Source organism: Stenotrophomonas sp. Steno-C17 (assembly GCF_056393165.1).
Genome location: NZ_JBWJPD010000022.1, coordinates 14,768 through 31,173 on the forward strand (window position 1 = coordinate 14,768; position 16,406 = coordinate 31,173).

The following is a 16,406-nucleotide window of genomic DNA, read 5'->3' on the forward strand; positions in this document are numbered from 1 at the left end:
AAGGCGAAAGGCGAAGAGCGAAAATCAGAACCCGTTGTGCAACGCATTTCGGATTAGTTGCATGGAATCCCAGGCCAGGCTCCGTAACATCGAGGCTCTTGCCCTGCGCAATCTCCCATGCCGAATTCAACCGCGATCATTGACGCGTTCCTGGCCCAAGGCGCTCTGCTTCTTCGCGAGCGGCCATTCGGTCCACTGCCATCCCCGGACGAACCGCTGGACCAGCTCCCGATTCCAACACTGATCTATCTGCGCTGGTTGGCCTCCAGGGATGCCTTCATCGATCATTCCGTTGGATCTACCATCGCTGGCTCAGATTCCCCACTGGAACTGGTCGCACACCTGCGGACGAGGTTTCACGAGGCGATTCCTGGCGGTGCGCTCGGCGAGGATGCTCTCAACTTTACGGTCGAGTACTTCAGCCCGCACGCGACCTACCTCTCCGACTTTTTCTCGGTATTCCCTGAAAACACCACGCCGTCGCAGCACGAAATGTGGTCCTGCCAAGCGAAGGTGTGGACGTTGCTGGATGGACGCCATGCGTCATGGCGCAATGGGGAGTCTCCGCGCCGGGCACCTCTCTCTGACGACGAACGAGGAAGCCAAGACGCTGAGTCTCCATCGTCAGGACCAATGGAGGCCAGTGTCTGGATCTCGACCTTGCATGGCTTGTCCAACGCAGCCCGGGACCAGAGGAGCTGCTGGGCGTATGCAGATCACTTCTACACACCTTTGACGGCGACACCCTCAGATGAAGTCGTCCTGGCGGTCATGAGGGAATTCCTTCGGAATCCGCCGCATGATGCGTCGATGATGTGCTCAGCTGAGAGCTTCCTGTCGGACATTCCATTCCTGCATTACATCAGCGCCTATTCCATCCTCGCGCCGGACTTGCTTGACCTTTCACCAGACGCTGCGCTCAGTCTCTTCGACTATCCAGGCTGCGAGTTGACGCCACTTCAGGTCCGGCAGTTCATCCAGGAACTGAGGCGGCGCAATCCAGAGCGCGACGTGGTCGGCGAGCTGGCCAAGCTGGCCATTGCATGGGATGCGGATGAAGACGAGCCGTTCGCAAGCGTGGTCGAAGCAGCGCAGGAGCAACGCCAGGGATAGGGGCCGGCAGGTACCGGCTCCCCCGCACATCAATCGCGCGCGACCATGCCCTCGGCACGGCTGTACACGCGCAGGCGGTGGCCATCGGGGTCGACACCCACGAAGGTGTGGCCGAATTCCAGCGTCACCGGTGCCTGGGTGATCTGCACCCCGAGCGCGCGCCACGCGTCATGCAGCTGCTGCACTTCACCTGGATTGGCGACCACCATCGCCAGTTCGGCGGCGCCGGCCTGCGCGGACACCTGCGGCTGCACATCGTCCCGCTGCCACAGGCCCAGCGCAGCACCGTCACCGAGCAGGAACAGCGCGAAGCCAGGCGAATGCTCGACAGGCGCCGTGCCGAGAACGCCACGGTAGAAGCTGACGCTGGTGGCGACATCGCGCACATACTGCAGCAGAGTACTGGGCTTGAACATGGAGAAGCTCCGTTGTTGGGAGCGTTCATCGTGGTCCAACCCTGCTGACAGTTCCTGTCAGCAGCGCCGAGCTTGCTGGACGGCTATGTACCGTGCCGCTGCCTTGTAGAGGCGAGCTTGCTCGACTGCTCTGCGCAAAGATCAGGAACAGTCGAGCAAGCTCGACTCTACGATGACGAAAGATCCAGCCAGTCCGGCGCGATGCCCTGCGCCTTCTGCCAGCGCCGCAGCAGGGTGGCGCGTGGCACCGGATAGCCTGCTCCAGATGCGCATGGCTGGCAGATGCGGTCCAGGCGAAAGTGGCGGAAGTCCTCGCGCCCCTCGCACCATGCCGCCAGCACCACCACTTCATCGAAGTATCCCAGTGCGAAAGGCCACACGATGCGCTGAGTGCGTTGGCCGCGCGCATCCTGATAGCTGAACTGCAGTCGCTGCTGCGCCCCCACGGCCTCGCGCACCGCTTGCAGCCGCGCCGGTGGCACTGCAGCGTCCATCCGCGATGGGCCCACGCGCAGTCCGTTATCACGCAGCGCTTCACGGCGTGCGGCCGGCAACACGTGGGCGATGCGTGCCAGGGCATCCCGTGCGGCCTCGGCCAATGCCGGTTCGGTGCGTGCAGCCACCCAGCGCAGCCCGAGCACCAGCGCATCGATCTCGGCGGGAGGCAGGGTCAGGGGCGGCAGGACATCGCCGGGTACCAACTGGTAGCCGACACCCGCCTCGCCGCGCAGGTCGGCGCCCTGCGCACGCAGGGTTTCGATATCGCGATAGAGCGTGCGCACGCTGATGCCCAGTGCGTCGGCCAGTACCCGCCCCGACACCGGCCGCCGATATCGGCGCAGCCGTTGCAGCAGTTGGGTCAAGCGCAGCGCACGTGACATCAGCCCACCAGATCCCGCGATGGCACCACATGCTCGCCCGGCGCCGGGGCCAGCGCGGCGTCCACCAGCGCCCGGGCAATGCACTCGGCCGGGTTGATCCGCCAGGCCCGGGGCAGAACCGGATCCAACGCGCCCAGCACCTTCAGCGCGAACGCTTCGCCACGGCGCACCTGCTGGCGATGGCCGCCAATCAAGCCAGGACGCACCAGGGTGAGCGAAGCGAAGTCCAGCGCGCGCAGGTCGCGCTCCAGCTCGCCTTTCACCCGGCTGTAGAACACCGCCGAACGCGGGTTTGCGCCGGCCGCGGAATTCAGCACGAAGGCGCGTGCGCCCTGGGTGCGCGCCACGTTGGCGAAAGCCAGCGGGTAATCGTGGTCGATCCGGTAGAACGCCTCGCGGCTACCGGCCTGGGCCATGGTGCTGCCCAGAGCGCAGATGACCGCGTCCACCTGCGCCCAGTCCGGGGCTTCGGGCAACGCGTCGAAGGACAGCACGGGCGCGTGCAGCTTGGCATCACGCGGGTCCAGTGGCCGCCGCGTGGGGGCCACCACGGCGCGGCAGCGCGGGTCGTCCAGCAGCATCGGCAGCGCCAGCCCCCCTACCAGCCCGGTCGCCCCCAGCAACATCACACGCATACCCACCCCCACTGCTGCATTCTGTGCCCCCATGCTATCCGTTCAAGCCGTGCGCGGCCGCGCCGATATGCTGGAACCAGCCCCTGCCACCCCCGGGATTCGCTCCATGACGGACCAGCCAGACCACCGCCCTGCCCCCGGCACCGCCCTTGGGCCGCCGGCGCGCGTCCGCGCGGTGGTGGACGATGGCCGGGCCGACCGGGTGGTGCTGCAGGGCGGCGGCGGCGTGGCCCTGCAGCAGCTGTTCGCTGGCGCCGACGCGCCCGAGCCGCTGCTGGCCGCCTTCGCCAACGGCATGGCCACCCTGCCCGGCGAGCTGGGCGACATGGGCGATCGCCTGCAGTCGGCCCAGGCCAGCGCCGATTGGCCGCGCTATGGCCGGGCCATGCGCCAGCTGATCGACAAGTACATCCGCACCATCGAACAGCACTCGCCTGATGGCCAGCCCGAAAGCCTGCGCCTGTCCGAACAGCTGCGGCTGCTGCTGGGCGGCGCCGTGGTGGCCCTGCTGCAGCATGACCCCGACCTGCGCGAGCAGGCCCAGGACCTGGCGGCGCGCCTGCGCCAGTGGCAGCCCGGCGTGGCGCTGGAACCCATCGAACAGGGTGTGCGCGAACTCGGCCACCAGGTGGGCGTACGCGCGGAGAGCTGGCAGGAACAGCAGGCCCTGCTGCTGGAACTGTTCGCGCTGCTGCTGGAAAACGTGAGCGAGCTGCTGGACGACCGCAGCTGGCTGCAGGGCCAGATCACCGCCGTGCAGCAGCTGCTGACCGGCCCGCTGGATACTGAAGCGGTGGAGCGCACGCGCGCCGAGCTGCGCGAGGTGATCTACAAGCAGGGGCTGCTGCGCCAGGGTATCGATGAATCCAAGGCCGCCATGCGCGGGCTGATGGGCGAGTTCATCGAACGCATGGATGGCATGGCCACCAGCACCGGCGAATACCACGACCGCATCGGCAGCTACGCACTGCAGTTGCGCGAAGCGCGCAGCATTGCCGACCTGAACCAGCTGCTGCAGGACGTGATGCATGACACCGGCAAGGTGCAGCAGCAGGCCGCGCAGGCGCGCGACCATCTGGCCAGCGCCCGGGCGGAAGTGGAACGCGCCGAGCAGCGCATCACCGAACTGGAACAGGAACTGCGCGAGGCCGGAGACCTGGCCCGCATCGATCCACTGACCCAGGCCCTGAACCGCCGCGGCCTGGACGAACTGCTGCAGCGCGAACTGGCCCGTGCCGCGCGCAACCACACGGCGTTGGGACTGGCGGTGATCGATCTGGACGATTTCCACCAGACCAACGAAGCCCACGGCCATGCAGGTGGCGATGCGCTGCTGCAGCACCTGGTTTCGGTGTGCCGGCTGCTGCTGCGGGCCACCGATGGCGTGGCGCGCCTGGGCGGCGATGAGTTCGTGCTGGTGCTGCCCGATGCGCAGGCGGCCGACAGCATGGCGACCGTGCAGCGCCTGCAGCGTTCACTGGCGCACCGCGTGCTGAGCGTGCGCGACCAGCGCGTGCCGGTGCACTTCAGCGCCGGTCTGGCGCAGTGGCAGCCGGGGGACGATGCGCAGAGCCTGCTGCGGCGCGCCGATGATGCGCTGTACGAGGCCAAGCGCCACGGCAAGAACCGCGTACAGGCGGGATGATGCGAGCCGCCGGGCATGGCCCGGCGCTACCGTACGGGTGGTGGTAGCGCCGGGCCATGCCCGGCGGCCATTGTCAGCGCCCGCGCAGCTTCTGGAAGCCGGTCACCGCGGCCAGCACGATCGCGCCCGCCACGATACCCACCACCATGTTCGCGGCAGCGCTGATCAGCCAGCCCCACTGCCCTTCCCCGCCGATCGCCTGCACCGCGTGGTGCAGCGCCGGGATGTTGTGCACCAGGATGCCGCCGCCCACCAGGAACATGGCGATGGTGCCGGCCACCGACAGGAACTTCATCAGCCACGGCGCCGAGCGCACCAGGCCGCGCCCGAACGCGGCCACCGCCCCGCCCTTGCGCGACAGGTACAGGCCCACGTCGTCCAGCTTCACGATGCCGGCCACCAGGCCGTAGACGAACACCGTCATCGCCAGCGCCACCACCGACAGGGTCAGCACCTGCTGGGTGAACGAGGCCACGGCCACCACGCCCAGGGTCAGCACGATGATTTCGGCCGACAGGATGAAGTCGGTGCGGATCGCGCCCTTCACCTTGTCCTTTTCCCACGCCACCATGTCCACCTGTGCATCGGCCAGCGCCTTGCGGCGTTCGGCCTGGTGCTCGGCATCCTCGTCGGAGGAATGCAGGAAGCGGTGCGCCAGCTTTTCCACGCCTTCAAAGCACAGGAAGGCGCCGCCGATCATCATCAGCGGCACGATCAGCGGCACGTTCCAGCCGCGGCTGTGCAGCCAGGCTTCCAGCGCACTGATCGCCAGCGCCGCCGGCACCAGGATCACCTTGTTCACCAGCGAGCCCTTCGCCACGGCCCACACCACCGGCAGTTCGCGGTTGGCGTTCACGCCGGTCACCTGCTGCGCGTTCAGGGCCAGATCGTCGCCCAGCACGCCGGCGGTCTTCTTCGCGGCAACCTTGGTGAGGATCGAGACGTCGTCCAGCAGGGTGGCGATATCGTCGAGCAGGGCAAACAGACTGGCACCGGCCATGGCACTTCCAGAGAGGGAATGGACCGATTCTGACTGATCAGGGGGAACGGCGGTAGCGGGTTCACCGCGCGCCTACCGCGCTGCGGGGACACTGGGCGCGTAGCCCCTTCCGCCGGGCATGGCCCCGCGCCGCCGGGTATGCCGTCGTCTTCGAGGAGTGTCGTTTGAGCAATCCGTCCACCGCCCCGGGCAATCCACCGCTGGTCAAGGGCATGAACCGGCGCAGCCAGATCCTGCGCCTGCTGATGCGCTATCGCCATTCCGGGGTGTTTTCCGGCATGAACCTGGATGCGGCGGGCAGCCATACCGACGTGCCGCCCGACGGCAACCCCGAACAGTTCGTCAGCGACCTGGAAGCGCTGGGCCCCACCTTCGTCAAGCTGGGCCAGATGCTGTCCACCCGCCCCGACATGGTGCCGGTGGAATTTGCCACCGCGCTGGAGCGCATGCAGGAAAAGGTCGCCGCCATTCCGGTGCAGCGCATCCACGCCATCGTCGAGCAGGAGCTGGGCGCGCCGGTGAACAAGCTGTTCGCCTCGTTCGACCCGGAACCGCTGGGCTGCGCCTCCATCGCCCAGGTCCATCGCGCCGTGCTGCACGACGGCCGCCAGGTGGCGGTGAAGGTGCAGAAGCCGGAAGTGGCCGCGCAACTACGCTCGGACCTGGAAGCGCTGCGCAGCTTCGCCCTGGCCGCCGATCACCTGACCCAGGTGGGCCGCCGCGTGCGCCTGCGCGACTGGCTGAACGAGTTCGCCAAGACCCTGATGCAGGAACTGGATTACCACGCCGAGGCCGAGAACCTGGCGCGCTTCGGCCGTCACCTGAAGCCGTTCCGGCGCCTGTGGGTGCCGCAGCCACTGTGGGATTTCAGCAGCCAGCGCGTGCTGACCATGGAACTGGCCACCGGCGTGCGCGTGGATGCCATTCCCGATGTGCGCCGCACCGAACAGGCAATGGACCCGCTGGCGGCCGCGCTGATCCGCGGCTACCTGGACCAGATCTTCGTGCATGGCGAAATCCATGCCGATCCGCACCCGGGCAACCTGCGCGTGACCCCGGACGGTCGCCTGGCGATCTTTGATCTGGGCATGGTGGCGCACATGCCACCGCGGCTGCGCGAGCGCCTGCTGAAGATCCTGTTCGCCGCCGTCGATGGCCGCGGCGAGGAAGTGGCCGACGATCTGATCAGCATCAGCACGCGGCTGGAGGCGTTCGACGAAGAACGCTACCTGCGCGAGACCGGCCAGCTGATCGCGCGCTACGCCGCCAACGGCAATTTCTCCGAAGGCCGCGTGGTGCTGGACCTGGTGCGCATCGCCACCTCGTGCGGGCTGCGCACGCCGCCGGAGCTGAGCCTGCTGGGCAAGGCACTGCTGAACCTGGAAACGGTCTGCCGCCTGCTGGCGCCGGATCTGGATACACGACGCATCGTCGAACGCCAGCTGCAGCACGTGATGCGCGCGCGCCTGAAAAAATCGTTGTCGGCGGCCAACCTGGCCAGCGAAGCGATGGAGCTGCAGCAGCTGCTGCGCGATGGGCCACGCAAGCTTTCCGACATCATGGCGCTGCTGGCTGAGAACCGCCTGCAGATGAAGGTGACCGGGCTGGAAGAGTCGCGGTTGATGGAAAACCTGCAGAAGATCGCCAACCGCGTGGCGGCCGGCATCATCAGTGCGGCACTCATCATGGCCGCGTCGCTGATGATGAAACTGGAGACCGGCTGGCACGTGTTCGGCTACCCCGCCATTGCCCTGCTGTTGATGCTGATCGGCGTGGTGCTGGGCCTGGGAATCGTTACCAGCGCACTGCTGTTCGATCGCCGTGCACGCGCACGCGAAGAACGCGGGCATCGCTGAAGCGGGCACTGCGTGCGCCGTCTTAATGAAATCGCGTAGCTGTTTTCACGCTGGTTTTACCAATTCGGCGCGATTTCACATCATGTAACGAACAAACATTTCAGTCAGGTTCGCGCAGGCATGATCGGGTCATCGACCTGTCATGTGTGTGTGCTTGCGGCAGCGTCGGTCGAATGGACACGCGTCGGTACGACGTCCATCACCACCACCCCGTCACTGCCGAAGCTGCCTATGCTCTGGATCCTGCTGCTGTCGCTGTTGCTGCTGGCCTGGTTGTTCCTCGCGTCCGATAAGTGGGTGTGGTGGAAGGCTGCCTTGTTCTCGCTGCTGCTGCTGTCGCTCAGTGCCTGGTGGCTGATCGACAAGCTGTCCGGCGATGGCCTCAATGCCGCCACCCTGTACCACCTGGGTGCTGACATGGAAGGTGCCGGCGTCGCGGACTTCAAGGGCTACATCGCCGGCTTCGTGGTGCTGGCACTGGTCTCGCTGCTGCCGCTGCTGGCTACCCGGGTGAAGCGTTTCCGCCGCCCCGGCCGTGGTGCAGCGTGGTTCGCAGGCTTTGCCGTGGTGTGGATGGCAACGATCTTCATCAGCCCGCTGGCGCGCGATGGGCAGCGCCTGTACCAGCAGTTGCGCCCGGTCGACTTCGCACGCATCGCCCCCGAATACCAGGTGCCCACGCAACCGCTGCAACGCCCGCGCAACGTGGTGTGGATCTATGGCGAGAGCCTGGAACGCACCTACCTGGACGAGAACGTATTCCCGGGCCTGATGCCCAACATCAATCGCCTGGCCAGCCAGTCGCTGGATGTGCGCGGTCTGGCCTCGGCCGAAGGCAGCGGCTGGACCATTGCCGGCCTGGTGTCGTCGATGTGCGGCGTGCCGCTGACCACCTCGCCCGGCGATGAGAACAGCATGGACCGCATGGGCAGCTTCCTGCCCAAGGCTGTGTGTCTGGGCGACTACCTGAAGCAGCAGGGCTACACCAACCACTACCTGGGCGGTGCCAACGGCCGCTTCGCTGGCAAGGGTCAGTTCCTGGCCAGCCACGGTTTCGACGAAGTGCACGACCTGGACTGGTTCAAGCAGCAGAAGAAGATCGGCCGTGTGCATTACTCGCCGTGGGGCGTGCATGACGACGTGCTGCTGGATACCGCCTACCAGCGCTTCGAACAGCTCTCGCGCAAGGGCGAGCCGTTCATGCTGACCACGCTGACCATGGATACCCATCACCCGGCCGGGCACCTGCCGGTGGCCTGCAAGGGCCAGCGTTACCAGAGCCAGTACGGCAACATCAACATGCTCAATGCGCTCAAGTGCAGCGACCGGTTGATCTCGCAGCTGGTGCAGCGCATCCAGGCCAGCCCGTATGGCAAGGACACGCTGATCGTGATCGCCTCCGATCACCTGGCCATGCCCAACGACCTGAGCCACATCCTGACCCGGCAGAAGCGCGAGAACCTGCTGCTGTTCCTGGGCGATGGCATTGCCCCGCGCCAGCTGGCCACCGACGCCGGCACCACGCTGGATTCGGGCGCCACCCTGCTCAGCCTGCTGGACCCGAACCTGAAGACCATGGGCTTTGGCCGCTCGCTGATCGACACCGAGCGTGCGCCGAGCGCCAGCGTGGCCACCCGCCGCGATGGCGGCCGCGATTACCCGCAGTACCTGGCCTTCGCCCGTTCGCTGTGGCTGGGCGAGCCCACCCGCGAACTGAAGATCGACGGCGATGACCAGGTAGTGGTGGGCCTGCAGCAGGTGCAGCCGCCGGTGCTGCTGGAGTACGACAAGGACTGGGCGTTGAAGTCCGTATATCTGGAAAACACCTCGCGCCAGTTCGACGATGCCGACCCGGATAACACGCTGGCCTACGTGGACCGCTGCACAGCATTCGAGGACGGTTCGGCCGACGGCGACTGGTGCGCGCTGCTGGTGAACCGCGACAACGGCATCAAGCTGTACCGCGACGACGATCTGCGCGGCGGCATCGCCGTGGACGCGCCGCTGGAAGCTTTCCAGGGCCCGCGCCCGAGCGTGCGCCAGGCACACATGATCACCCAGAAGGGCCGCCGCACCCGCGCCGGGCAGTACATGCTGCAGCTGGTGGCGAGCACGCGCCCGGACCGCGGTTTCTGGATCGAAGCGGTGTCGTCGCAGCGCAAGGTGGTGCTGGCCCAGCAGTGGGTGCAGCCCGATGCCGACGGCAAGATCAACGTCTCCTTCGGTCTGGACCATGAAGTGGACGATCTGGAAATCCGCGCGTGGTTGAACCATGCCGAGAAGCTGGCCGTGGATACCTTCGCCCTGGTGCCCTCGCGGGGCAGACCGCGGGGGTAAAGGGATTTCGGCAGGGCTGCGCCCTGCACCTGCTCAATGCAACGGCAACGGCAACGGCAACGGCAGAAGCGTGCATTACGTGGGATGGTGGGGCGGTGCCCCGCAGCTGTGGGTAGGTGTCGACCTTGGTCGACACATCTGTCAGATAGCGAAATGTTTCTGGGGTCAGATCCGCTTTCCTACGGAAAACGGATTTGACCCCAAGCGCATTCCCCACAGATCGCGGCCAACTGTCGAAGGCGGGGTGGGTCCGGTTGCGGGGGTGTCCGCGGCATGGATGCCGCGGCCAAGCCTACATGGGTGAGGGCGCTTTGCTTGCGAAGCACTGCTTCGCAAGCGCCCGAACGCCCAGCCGCCAGCGGCTGGGCCGGGCCCCGGAGGGGGACTTGCAGCGTCCCCCGCAACCGGACCCACCCCGCCAGCCCACGGATAGCCCGCTGTTGACGTTGCTTCAGTCGAGCATGGCTCGACTCTACAGCAGGTGCAGGGCTGCAAGCCCTGCAAACTAAAACCCACTTACTCCGCCGGGGTGTCGCGTACCAGGTGGATGTCGGTTGGGGTGGACAGCGGAATATCGCGTTCGGCCAGGATCTGCAGCAGGCTGAAATACAGATCGCTGCGCGTGCCGTACACCTGCCGCGGGCTGGCCACGTAGGCGAAGCTGTTGAACGTGATCTGCCCACCGGCAATGCTGTCGATGTACACCGACGGCGCCGGCTGCTGCAGCACCGATTGGTGCGCACCATAGGCGTCCAGCAGCGCCTGCCGCAGGCCCGCCACATCGGTGCTGGTGGGCACCGCGAACTGGATCTGGATCCGGCCCTGGTTGTTGCCCATCGTCATGTTGCGGATCGTCTTGGTGATCAGCTCCGAGTTCGGCACGATCAGCGTGGATTTGTCGCCCACCTGGATCTCGGTCGAACGCACGTTGATGCGGCGGATGTCACCTTCCTGGTCACCCAGCTTCACCCAGTCACCAATCTTCACCGGCCGCTCGGCCAGCAGGATCAGACCGGAAACGAAGTTCTGGATGATCGCCTGCAGGCCAAAACCAATACCCACCGACAGCGCGCTGACCAGCAGCGCCAGGTTCTTCAGGTTCAGGCCCATGGCAGTCAGCGCCCACAGGCCCACCAGGATGATGCCCACGTAGCCGGCAATCGTGCTGATCGAATTGCGCGCGCCCAGGTCCAGCTCGGTCTTGGGCAGGTAGGTGTCGGTCAGCCAGCGCTGCATCAACTGGGTCAACCCCATGCCCACCAGCAGCACCAGCACACCGGTGATGATGCGGCCCGGCTGCAGCGTCAGGTCCTTGTTGATCACGATGCCGTTGGCCAGCGAGGCGATGCGCTCGACGATCGAACCGATGTTGCCGAACGGCGCCGCCAGTGCCAGCAGCGCGATCAGCACGACCAGGGTGCGCAGCATCGCCGACAGCAGCACGCCGGCCTGTTCCAGCCGCGACACGCTCAGGCCGGTGCTGAGCAGGATGGTCTGGCCCACCTTGCTGTCGGCGTTCAGCAGCCACGTGCAGAAGTCATCGACGAACTTGAACAGCAACATGGCGGCCATCACCACGATGGTGCCGCCGATCAGTTGCTGGTTCACGAACTTGGCGAAGTTCACGTAGCCCAGCAGGGTCGCGATGATCGCGGCCACCACCGCCGCGTTGCCGGCTACACGGGCCAGCACCAGCCAGCTGCCGCGGCGCACCGGTGTGGCCACCGTCTGCCCGTCGGCCTGCGCTTCCAGCTTGGCTTCGGCTTCGGCGGTCTGCCGGCGGTGCAGGCGCGCCAGGGTCACCAGCATGGCCATGATCAGGCCCAGGTAGGTCAGGGCGATCACACCGTCCAGCGCAACGGTGGTTACATCGCTGGTGCGCGTGGCACGGTCGATGGCCACCAGCACCGTGCTCAGCCAGGCCAGCGCCGCAGCGCCCCAGGCGTACTTGCGCAGCTTCAGCGCCGCGGTGTCATCCAGGTTCAACAAACGCCACGAGGGGCGCGTGGGCACCAGCAGGCAGGCGCTGAGCGCGGCAATGAAGGCCGCAGCGAAAGTGGCGTGCTGCACGCCTTCGGCCACGGTCTGCAGGCGCGGGGCGATGGCGCCGATGGCATTCAGCGAGGCAATGAACACCACCACCGCGTAACCCGGCAGCAGGGTGCCCACCAGCAGCAACCACATGGCCAGGCCGGAACGGCGCAGGCGCCCATCCGGGGCGCGTTCGGAGGCGGCGAAACGCCGGCCCAGCGCGCGCAGCCACAGGCGCAGCGGGAACATCATCACCAGCGCGGCCAGCAGGCCCAGCAGCGGCGTGCTCCAGCCTTCCTTGCGCAGCGCAGCGGCCAGGGCATCGCGGCCCTGTTCGGCCAACGGCATCACCCGCGCAACATCGATCGGCAGCTGCTTGGCGACCTTGCGCCACAGCGAGGGCGCGAGCGGCGAATCCACCTTCTGGCCCAGTTCCTCGGTGCGCTGCGCGGTGCGCTGCTTGTCGATATCGGCGGCCAACTGCCCCGCCCGCACGGCGCTGGCCTTGGCCTGGGCGATGGACGCGGCAAGCGCATCGCGCTGGCGGGTCAGGTTGCGGCGCTGTGCCGCCAGCTCGGGCAGCTCGGTGGTGCCGTCGGGCACCGGGCCAAGCTGGGTCAGCTGCTCGTCCAGCTGGTCCTTCTGCGGCTGCAGGCTCTTGTCCAGCGCCTCGGCATCGCGACGCGCCTGCGACGCGGTTTCGGACAGCATCGCCAGCGTTTCAATGGCGTCGGCGGCATCGCGCTTGCGCTCCACATCCTTCAGGCTGGCTTCGATGTTGGCCAGCTGCTGCTTCGGCGTGGGATCGTCGTCCTGGGCCAGCACCGGCGCAGACAGCAGCAGCGCACCACACAACAGCAGCGCCAGCGACGGGCCACGTTTCAGGATCGTTCGGAAGAAAGAAAGCAAGCCAGCCACACCGGTTCGCGCGGACCACCGCGCCTGCGCGCGACTATACGGCACAGGGGGTAACGCCCGCGTAGAGTCGAGAAAAGCAGTCGAGCAAGCTCGACTCTACCGACCCTCATGGCCCGCCCCTTCGTAGAGTCGAGCTTGCTCGACTAACGGGATGGTTGGCACCGCGCGAAGAGCAGTCGAGCAAGCTCGACTCTACCCTCTCACGCCGTGGCGCCGCCCGCGCACTCAATACTTCAACCGCAGCTCTTCCACCTGCGGCTGCTGCGCCGCATACCAGTCCTGGAACTCTTCTTCGGTGATCTCATCGGGCGCGTACACCGCGATCGGGTGCCAGGGGTGGTCGGTAGGCAGCGGCTGCCGCGGGCCCGCACGCAGGCTGTAGCTCACGCCCTGGTAATCCACCAGATCATCGACCTGCGGCCACTGCTCGCGCGCGAACGCGGTTTCACTCTTCAACAGAATCACCTGGTACATCGGCACCTCCACGGCCTTGAAATCGGAAAACAACCGGCGCTGGCCGCAGCATACCGCCGTGGCCGGCCCCCACCTGCACCGCCACGGCGACGCAATGTTCTGGACACCACCCTCGCCCCGGCTTCACCCGGCCGTGGCAGCCGCGTCGGCAAGGTGGGGAACCGCTCGCAACCCCGCACGACCATGACCGACCTGGCCCAGCTGAAGACCGTCACCGACCTCAAGCTGCCCCGCTACCTGGGCACCTGGTACGAGATCGCCCGCCTGCCCATGCGCCACGAGCCGGATGGCTGCACCGATGTCTCGGCGCACTACCGCCTGCTGGACAACGGCAACGTGGGGGTGACCAACCGCTGCCGCATGGATGGCGAGGTGGAAGAAGCCAACGGTGAGGCCTGCGCCGTGGACAACGACAGCGCGCGCCTGGAGGTCAGCTTCCTGCCCAAGGGCCTGCGCTGGCTACCGTTCGCCAAGGGCGACTACTGGATCATCCAGGTCGCCCCGGACTACAGCGTCGCCCTGGTCGGCAGCCCCGACCGCAACTACCTGTGGCTGCTGTCCCGCCAGCCGCAGCTCGATGCCACCGTGCGCGACCATTATCTGGCCACCGCGCAGCAGCAGGGCTTCGATCTGTCCGAACTGATCCACACCCCGCATACCGGTCACCCCACTGCCTGAGCCCTGGCCTCCATGGACCTGAAAAGTGGCTATCCGTGGTGGGCCGTGCGCAACGGTCTGCTGCATGCGTTCCCCCCGCTGCAGCAGGACCTGCAATGCGACGTGCTGGTAGTGGGCGGCGGCGTGACCGGTGCGCTGATCGCCGATGAACTGTGCGGCCATGGCCATGATGTAGCGGTAATCGAACAGCGCGACATCGGCTGGGGCAGCACCTCGGCCAGCACCGCGCTGCTGCAGTACGAGATCGATACCCATCTGCTGGAACTGGCCGAGCAGTACGGTGCAGACGCGGCGACGCTGGCCTACCGGGCCTGTGCCGAAGCGCTGCCTGCCCTTCGCGACGCCGCCCGGGGCCTGCGCGACGTGGATTTCCAGCGCATGGACAGCCTGTACCTGGCCAGTCGCCACCGCGACGTGCCGCGCTTGATGGCCGAGGGCGATGCGCGCCGCCGCGCGGGTCTGGATGCCCGCTGGCAGACCGCGCAGCGCCTGCGCGAGCACTTCGGGGTGGACGCCGGGGGCGCCCTGCTGACCCGGCAGGCGGCGCGGGTCGATCCTTACGCACTGACCTATGGGCTGCTGCAGCGCCTGCAGCGGCGCGGCTGTGGTGTGTATGACCGCACCGTGCTGAAGGCCCTGCAGCCCGGCTCACGCGGGGTGACCGCGCGCACCGCCGCTGGCGCGGTCATCAAGGCGCGCCATGTGGTGCTGGCCATGGGCTACGCCACCCAGCACTGGCTGAAACCACGGGTGGCGCGCAACCGCAGCAGCTACGCCTTCATTACCGACCCGATCGATGCGCAGCTGCTGGGCCCCCTGCAGCAGACGATGGTGTGGGAGAGCGCGCGGCCCTATCTGTACCTGCGCGCGACCGGCGAAGGACGCCTGCTGGTGGGCGGGCTGGACGATGCCATCGACGTGCCTGCGCGCCGCGACCGCCGCGTGCAGGGCAAGGCCAAGCAGCTGATGAAGCAGCTGCTGCACTGGTTCCCGCAGTTGCAGCCGACCCCGGCGTTCTCGTGGGCGGGCACGTTCGCCGAAACCGCCGACGGCCTGCCGTTCTTCGGCCCGCACGCGCAGTGGGGGCCACGGGTGCATTTCGCCATGGCCTACGGCGGCAATGGCATTACCTACTCGATGATCGGGGCGGGATTGCTGCGCGCGGGCGTGGAACGGCGGCGGCACCGGCTGCAGGGCCTGTTCGGGTTTGAACGGCTGTAGAGTCGAGCCATGCTCGACTGCTTCTGCCAACGGCAGTCGAGCATGGCTCGACTCTACAAGAGCCGCAGTCGAGCATGGCTCGACTCTACAAGGGCGGCGGTCGCTCGACTCTACGGGCCGGCTACAGGCATCATTCAAGCAACGCCTGCTAGCGTCGGCCTGTACCGCCGCGTGTTGCGCGGCCCCTTGCGTTGGAGCGTCGTGATGATCCGCCCCCTGCCCCTGCTGCTCTGCCTGGCCTGCCTGCCCGGGACCGCTCTGGCCCAGTCCGCCGCTGGCGCCACGGCGCCGCAGTCCAACGGCCTGGACCTGTCGGTGCCGCAGGCGCCGATGCGCTATCTGAACGACCCGTCCCTGCCGCAGGACCCGCCCGGCACCTATTACGGTGACAAGAGCGGTCCGCGCGTGCACGACGATGCCAGGATCGCCGACGTGCAGGACGACAAGCTGAAGGTGTCCGGCAGCTTCACCACCGGCATCGGCTATTCGAAGAACGGCGGCAACAGCCACTACAACGCCGCCACCCTGAACCTGAGCAAGAACTACACCACCGATGAGGGCAAGACCCACGGGGTCAACGTCAACATCCATGTGAGCGAGGGCAAGGGACCGGGTTACTTCGGCCCCTATGGCGGCGGTTACTACGGCGGGGGCCCGGGCTACTGGGATTACCCGCCGCCGTACGGCTGGTAAGCGCATGACCCGGTAGGTGTCGACCTTGGTCGACACGCTCTGCCGACCAAGGTCGGCATCTACCCACGTTCGGTCAATCCAGCCAGCCGTCGCGCTCGCTGTGCAGGATGCGGCCGTCGTAACCGCTCAGGCGCACTTCCACCTTCTGGTTGCGGGCGTTACGCGCTTCCAGCGACCAGGTCGCGCCATCACGTTCCAGCGAATGGATCTCGCGCAGGCCCTGCGCCTGTGCCTTGGCCAGCACCTGTTCGGTGCCCAGCAGCGCACGGCCGTTGTGCTCATCGAAGATTTCGCCGGTCTTGGCATCCACATAGACTTCGCTGAAACGGCCATCGGCACGGCTCACGTCGGCTTCCCACAGGCCGTCATCACGCTCGATCTCGTGAATCTGGGTGTAGCCAGCCTTGCGCAGGGTCTGTTCGACCTGGGCGATGCCCAGCGGGGCAGCCTGCACGGCGGGGGCCAGGGCGAGTGCGGCCACGGTGGCCAGGGTGAGGGACTTCAGCAT

At 66.9% G+C, this 16,406-nt stretch carries 13 protein-coding genes and 1 pseudogene; 7 read left to right on the plus strand and 7 right to left on the minus strand.

Going from position 1 to position 16,406, the window contains the following annotated elements; all coding sequences use genetic code 11:
• Positions 1 to 117 precede the first annotated feature (117 nt).
• The gene (locus tag AC06FA_RS17220; RefSeq protein ID WP_478069350.1) at positions 118 to 1,113 is read left to right on the plus strand and encodes a hypothetical protein; all 996 of its coding nucleotides are present in this window, start codon (positions 118 to 120) and stop codon (positions 1,111 to 1,113) included.
• 29 nt (positions 1,114 to 1,142) lie between these two features.
• On the opposite strand, the gene AC06FA_RS17225 is transcribed toward AC06FA_RS17220, so the two are convergent.
• The 3 genes from AC06FA_RS17225 to AC06FA_RS17235 all read right to left on the minus strand — a co-directional run bounded on the left by AC06FA_RS17225 (position 1,143) and on the right by AC06FA_RS17235 (position 3,045).
• Positions 1,143 to 1,529 (minus strand): VOC family protein, encoded by a 387-nt coding sequence (locus AC06FA_RS17225; RefSeq protein ID WP_478069351.1) that lies wholly within the window; start codon positions 1,527 to 1,529, stop codon positions 1,143 to 1,145.
• 167 nt (positions 1,530 to 1,696) lie between these two features.
• On the minus strand, positions 1,697 to 2,410 hold the full coding sequence (locus AC06FA_RS17230) for a helix-turn-helix transcriptional regulator (protein ID WP_478069352.1): 714 nt from the start codon (positions 2,408 to 2,410) through the stop codon (positions 1,697 to 1,699).
• Complete coding sequence (locus AC06FA_RS17235; RefSeq protein ID WP_478069353.1) at positions 2,410 to 3,045, minus strand: NAD-dependent epimerase/dehydratase family protein; 636 nt, start codon at positions 3,043 to 3,045, stop codon at positions 2,410 to 2,412. The genes AC06FA_RS17230 and AC06FA_RS17235 overlap by 1 nt, the downstream gene beginning before the upstream one ends.
• 106 nt (positions 3,046 to 3,151) lie before the next feature.
• Between AC06FA_RS17235 and AC06FA_RS17240 the strand changes: the two genes are divergently transcribed.
• Positions 3,152 to 4,690: a GGDEF domain-containing protein gene (locus AC06FA_RS17240; RefSeq protein WP_478069354.1), complete on the plus strand. Its 1,539-nt coding sequence runs from the start codon at positions 3,152 to 3,154 to the stop codon at positions 4,688 to 4,690.
• 73 nt (positions 4,691 to 4,763) lie between these two features.
• Here the strand turns inward: AC06FA_RS17240 and AC06FA_RS17245 are convergent, their stop codons facing one another.
• The gene (locus AC06FA_RS17245) at positions 4,764 to 5,690 is read right to left on the minus strand and encodes a DUF808 domain-containing protein (RefSeq protein WP_478069355.1); all 927 of its coding nucleotides are present in this window, start codon (positions 5,688 to 5,690) and stop codon (positions 4,764 to 4,766) included.
• Positions 5,691 to 5,899: 209 nt separating this feature from the next.
• On the opposite strand from AC06FA_RS17245, the pseudogene AC06FA_RS17250 reads away from it, so the two are divergent.
• Both AC06FA_RS17250 and AC06FA_RS17255 read left to right on the plus strand, forming a co-directional pair.
• Positions 5,900 to 7,546: pseudogene (locus AC06FA_RS17250) on the plus strand (ABC1 kinase family protein); the annotation flags it as partial.
• Between the two features lie 231 nt (positions 7,547 to 7,777).
• Entirely contained in the window at positions 7,778 to 9,883 is a 2,106-nt protein-coding gene (locus tag AC06FA_RS17255; protein WP_478069356.1) for a phosphoglycerol transferase I, read from the plus strand.
• Positions 9,884 to 10,399: 516 nt separating this feature from the next.
• On the opposite strand, the gene AC06FA_RS17260 is transcribed toward AC06FA_RS17255, so the two are convergent.
• Positions 10,400 to 12,832 (minus strand): DUF3772 domain-containing protein, encoded by a 2,433-nt coding sequence (locus AC06FA_RS17260; protein ID WP_478069357.1) that lies wholly within the window; start codon positions 12,830 to 12,832, stop codon positions 10,400 to 10,402.
• 225 nt (positions 12,833 to 13,057) lie between these two features.
• Positions 13,058 to 13,306 (minus strand): hypothetical protein, encoded by a 249-nt coding sequence (locus tag AC06FA_RS17265; RefSeq protein ID WP_108751125.1) that lies wholly within the window; start codon positions 13,304 to 13,306, stop codon positions 13,058 to 13,060.
• A 183-nt stretch (positions 13,307 to 13,489) separates the two neighbouring features.
• Here AC06FA_RS17265 and AC06FA_RS17270 point away from each other — a divergent pair, with 183 nt between their 5' ends.
• The 3 genes from AC06FA_RS17270 (at position 13,490) to AC06FA_RS17280 (ending at position 15,898) form a co-directional block, all read left to right on the plus strand.
• Positions 13,490 to 13,984 carry a lipocalin family protein gene (locus AC06FA_RS17270; protein WP_478069358.1) on the plus strand — a complete coding sequence of 165 codons (495 nt, stop codon included), beginning with the start codon at positions 13,490 to 13,492 and terminating at the stop codon, positions 13,982 to 13,984.
• A 12-nt stretch (positions 13,985 to 13,996) separates the two neighbouring features.
• Complete coding sequence (locus AC06FA_RS17275) at positions 13,997 to 15,205, plus strand: NAD(P)/FAD-dependent oxidoreductase (RefSeq protein WP_478069359.1); 1,209 nt, start codon at positions 13,997 to 13,999, stop codon at positions 15,203 to 15,205.
• A gap of 204 nt (positions 15,206 to 15,409) precedes the next feature.
• Entirely contained in the window at positions 15,410 to 15,898 is a 489-nt protein-coding gene (locus AC06FA_RS17280) for a hypothetical protein (protein ID WP_478069360.1), read from the plus strand.
• A 73-nt stretch (positions 15,899 to 15,971) separates the two neighbouring features.
• Here AC06FA_RS17280 and AC06FA_RS17285 read toward each other — a convergent pair whose 3' ends face one another.
• The gene (locus AC06FA_RS17285; protein ID WP_478069361.1) at positions 15,972 to 16,406 is read right to left on the minus strand and encodes a PepSY domain-containing protein; all 435 of its coding nucleotides are present in this window, start codon (positions 16,404 to 16,406) and stop codon (positions 15,972 to 15,974) included.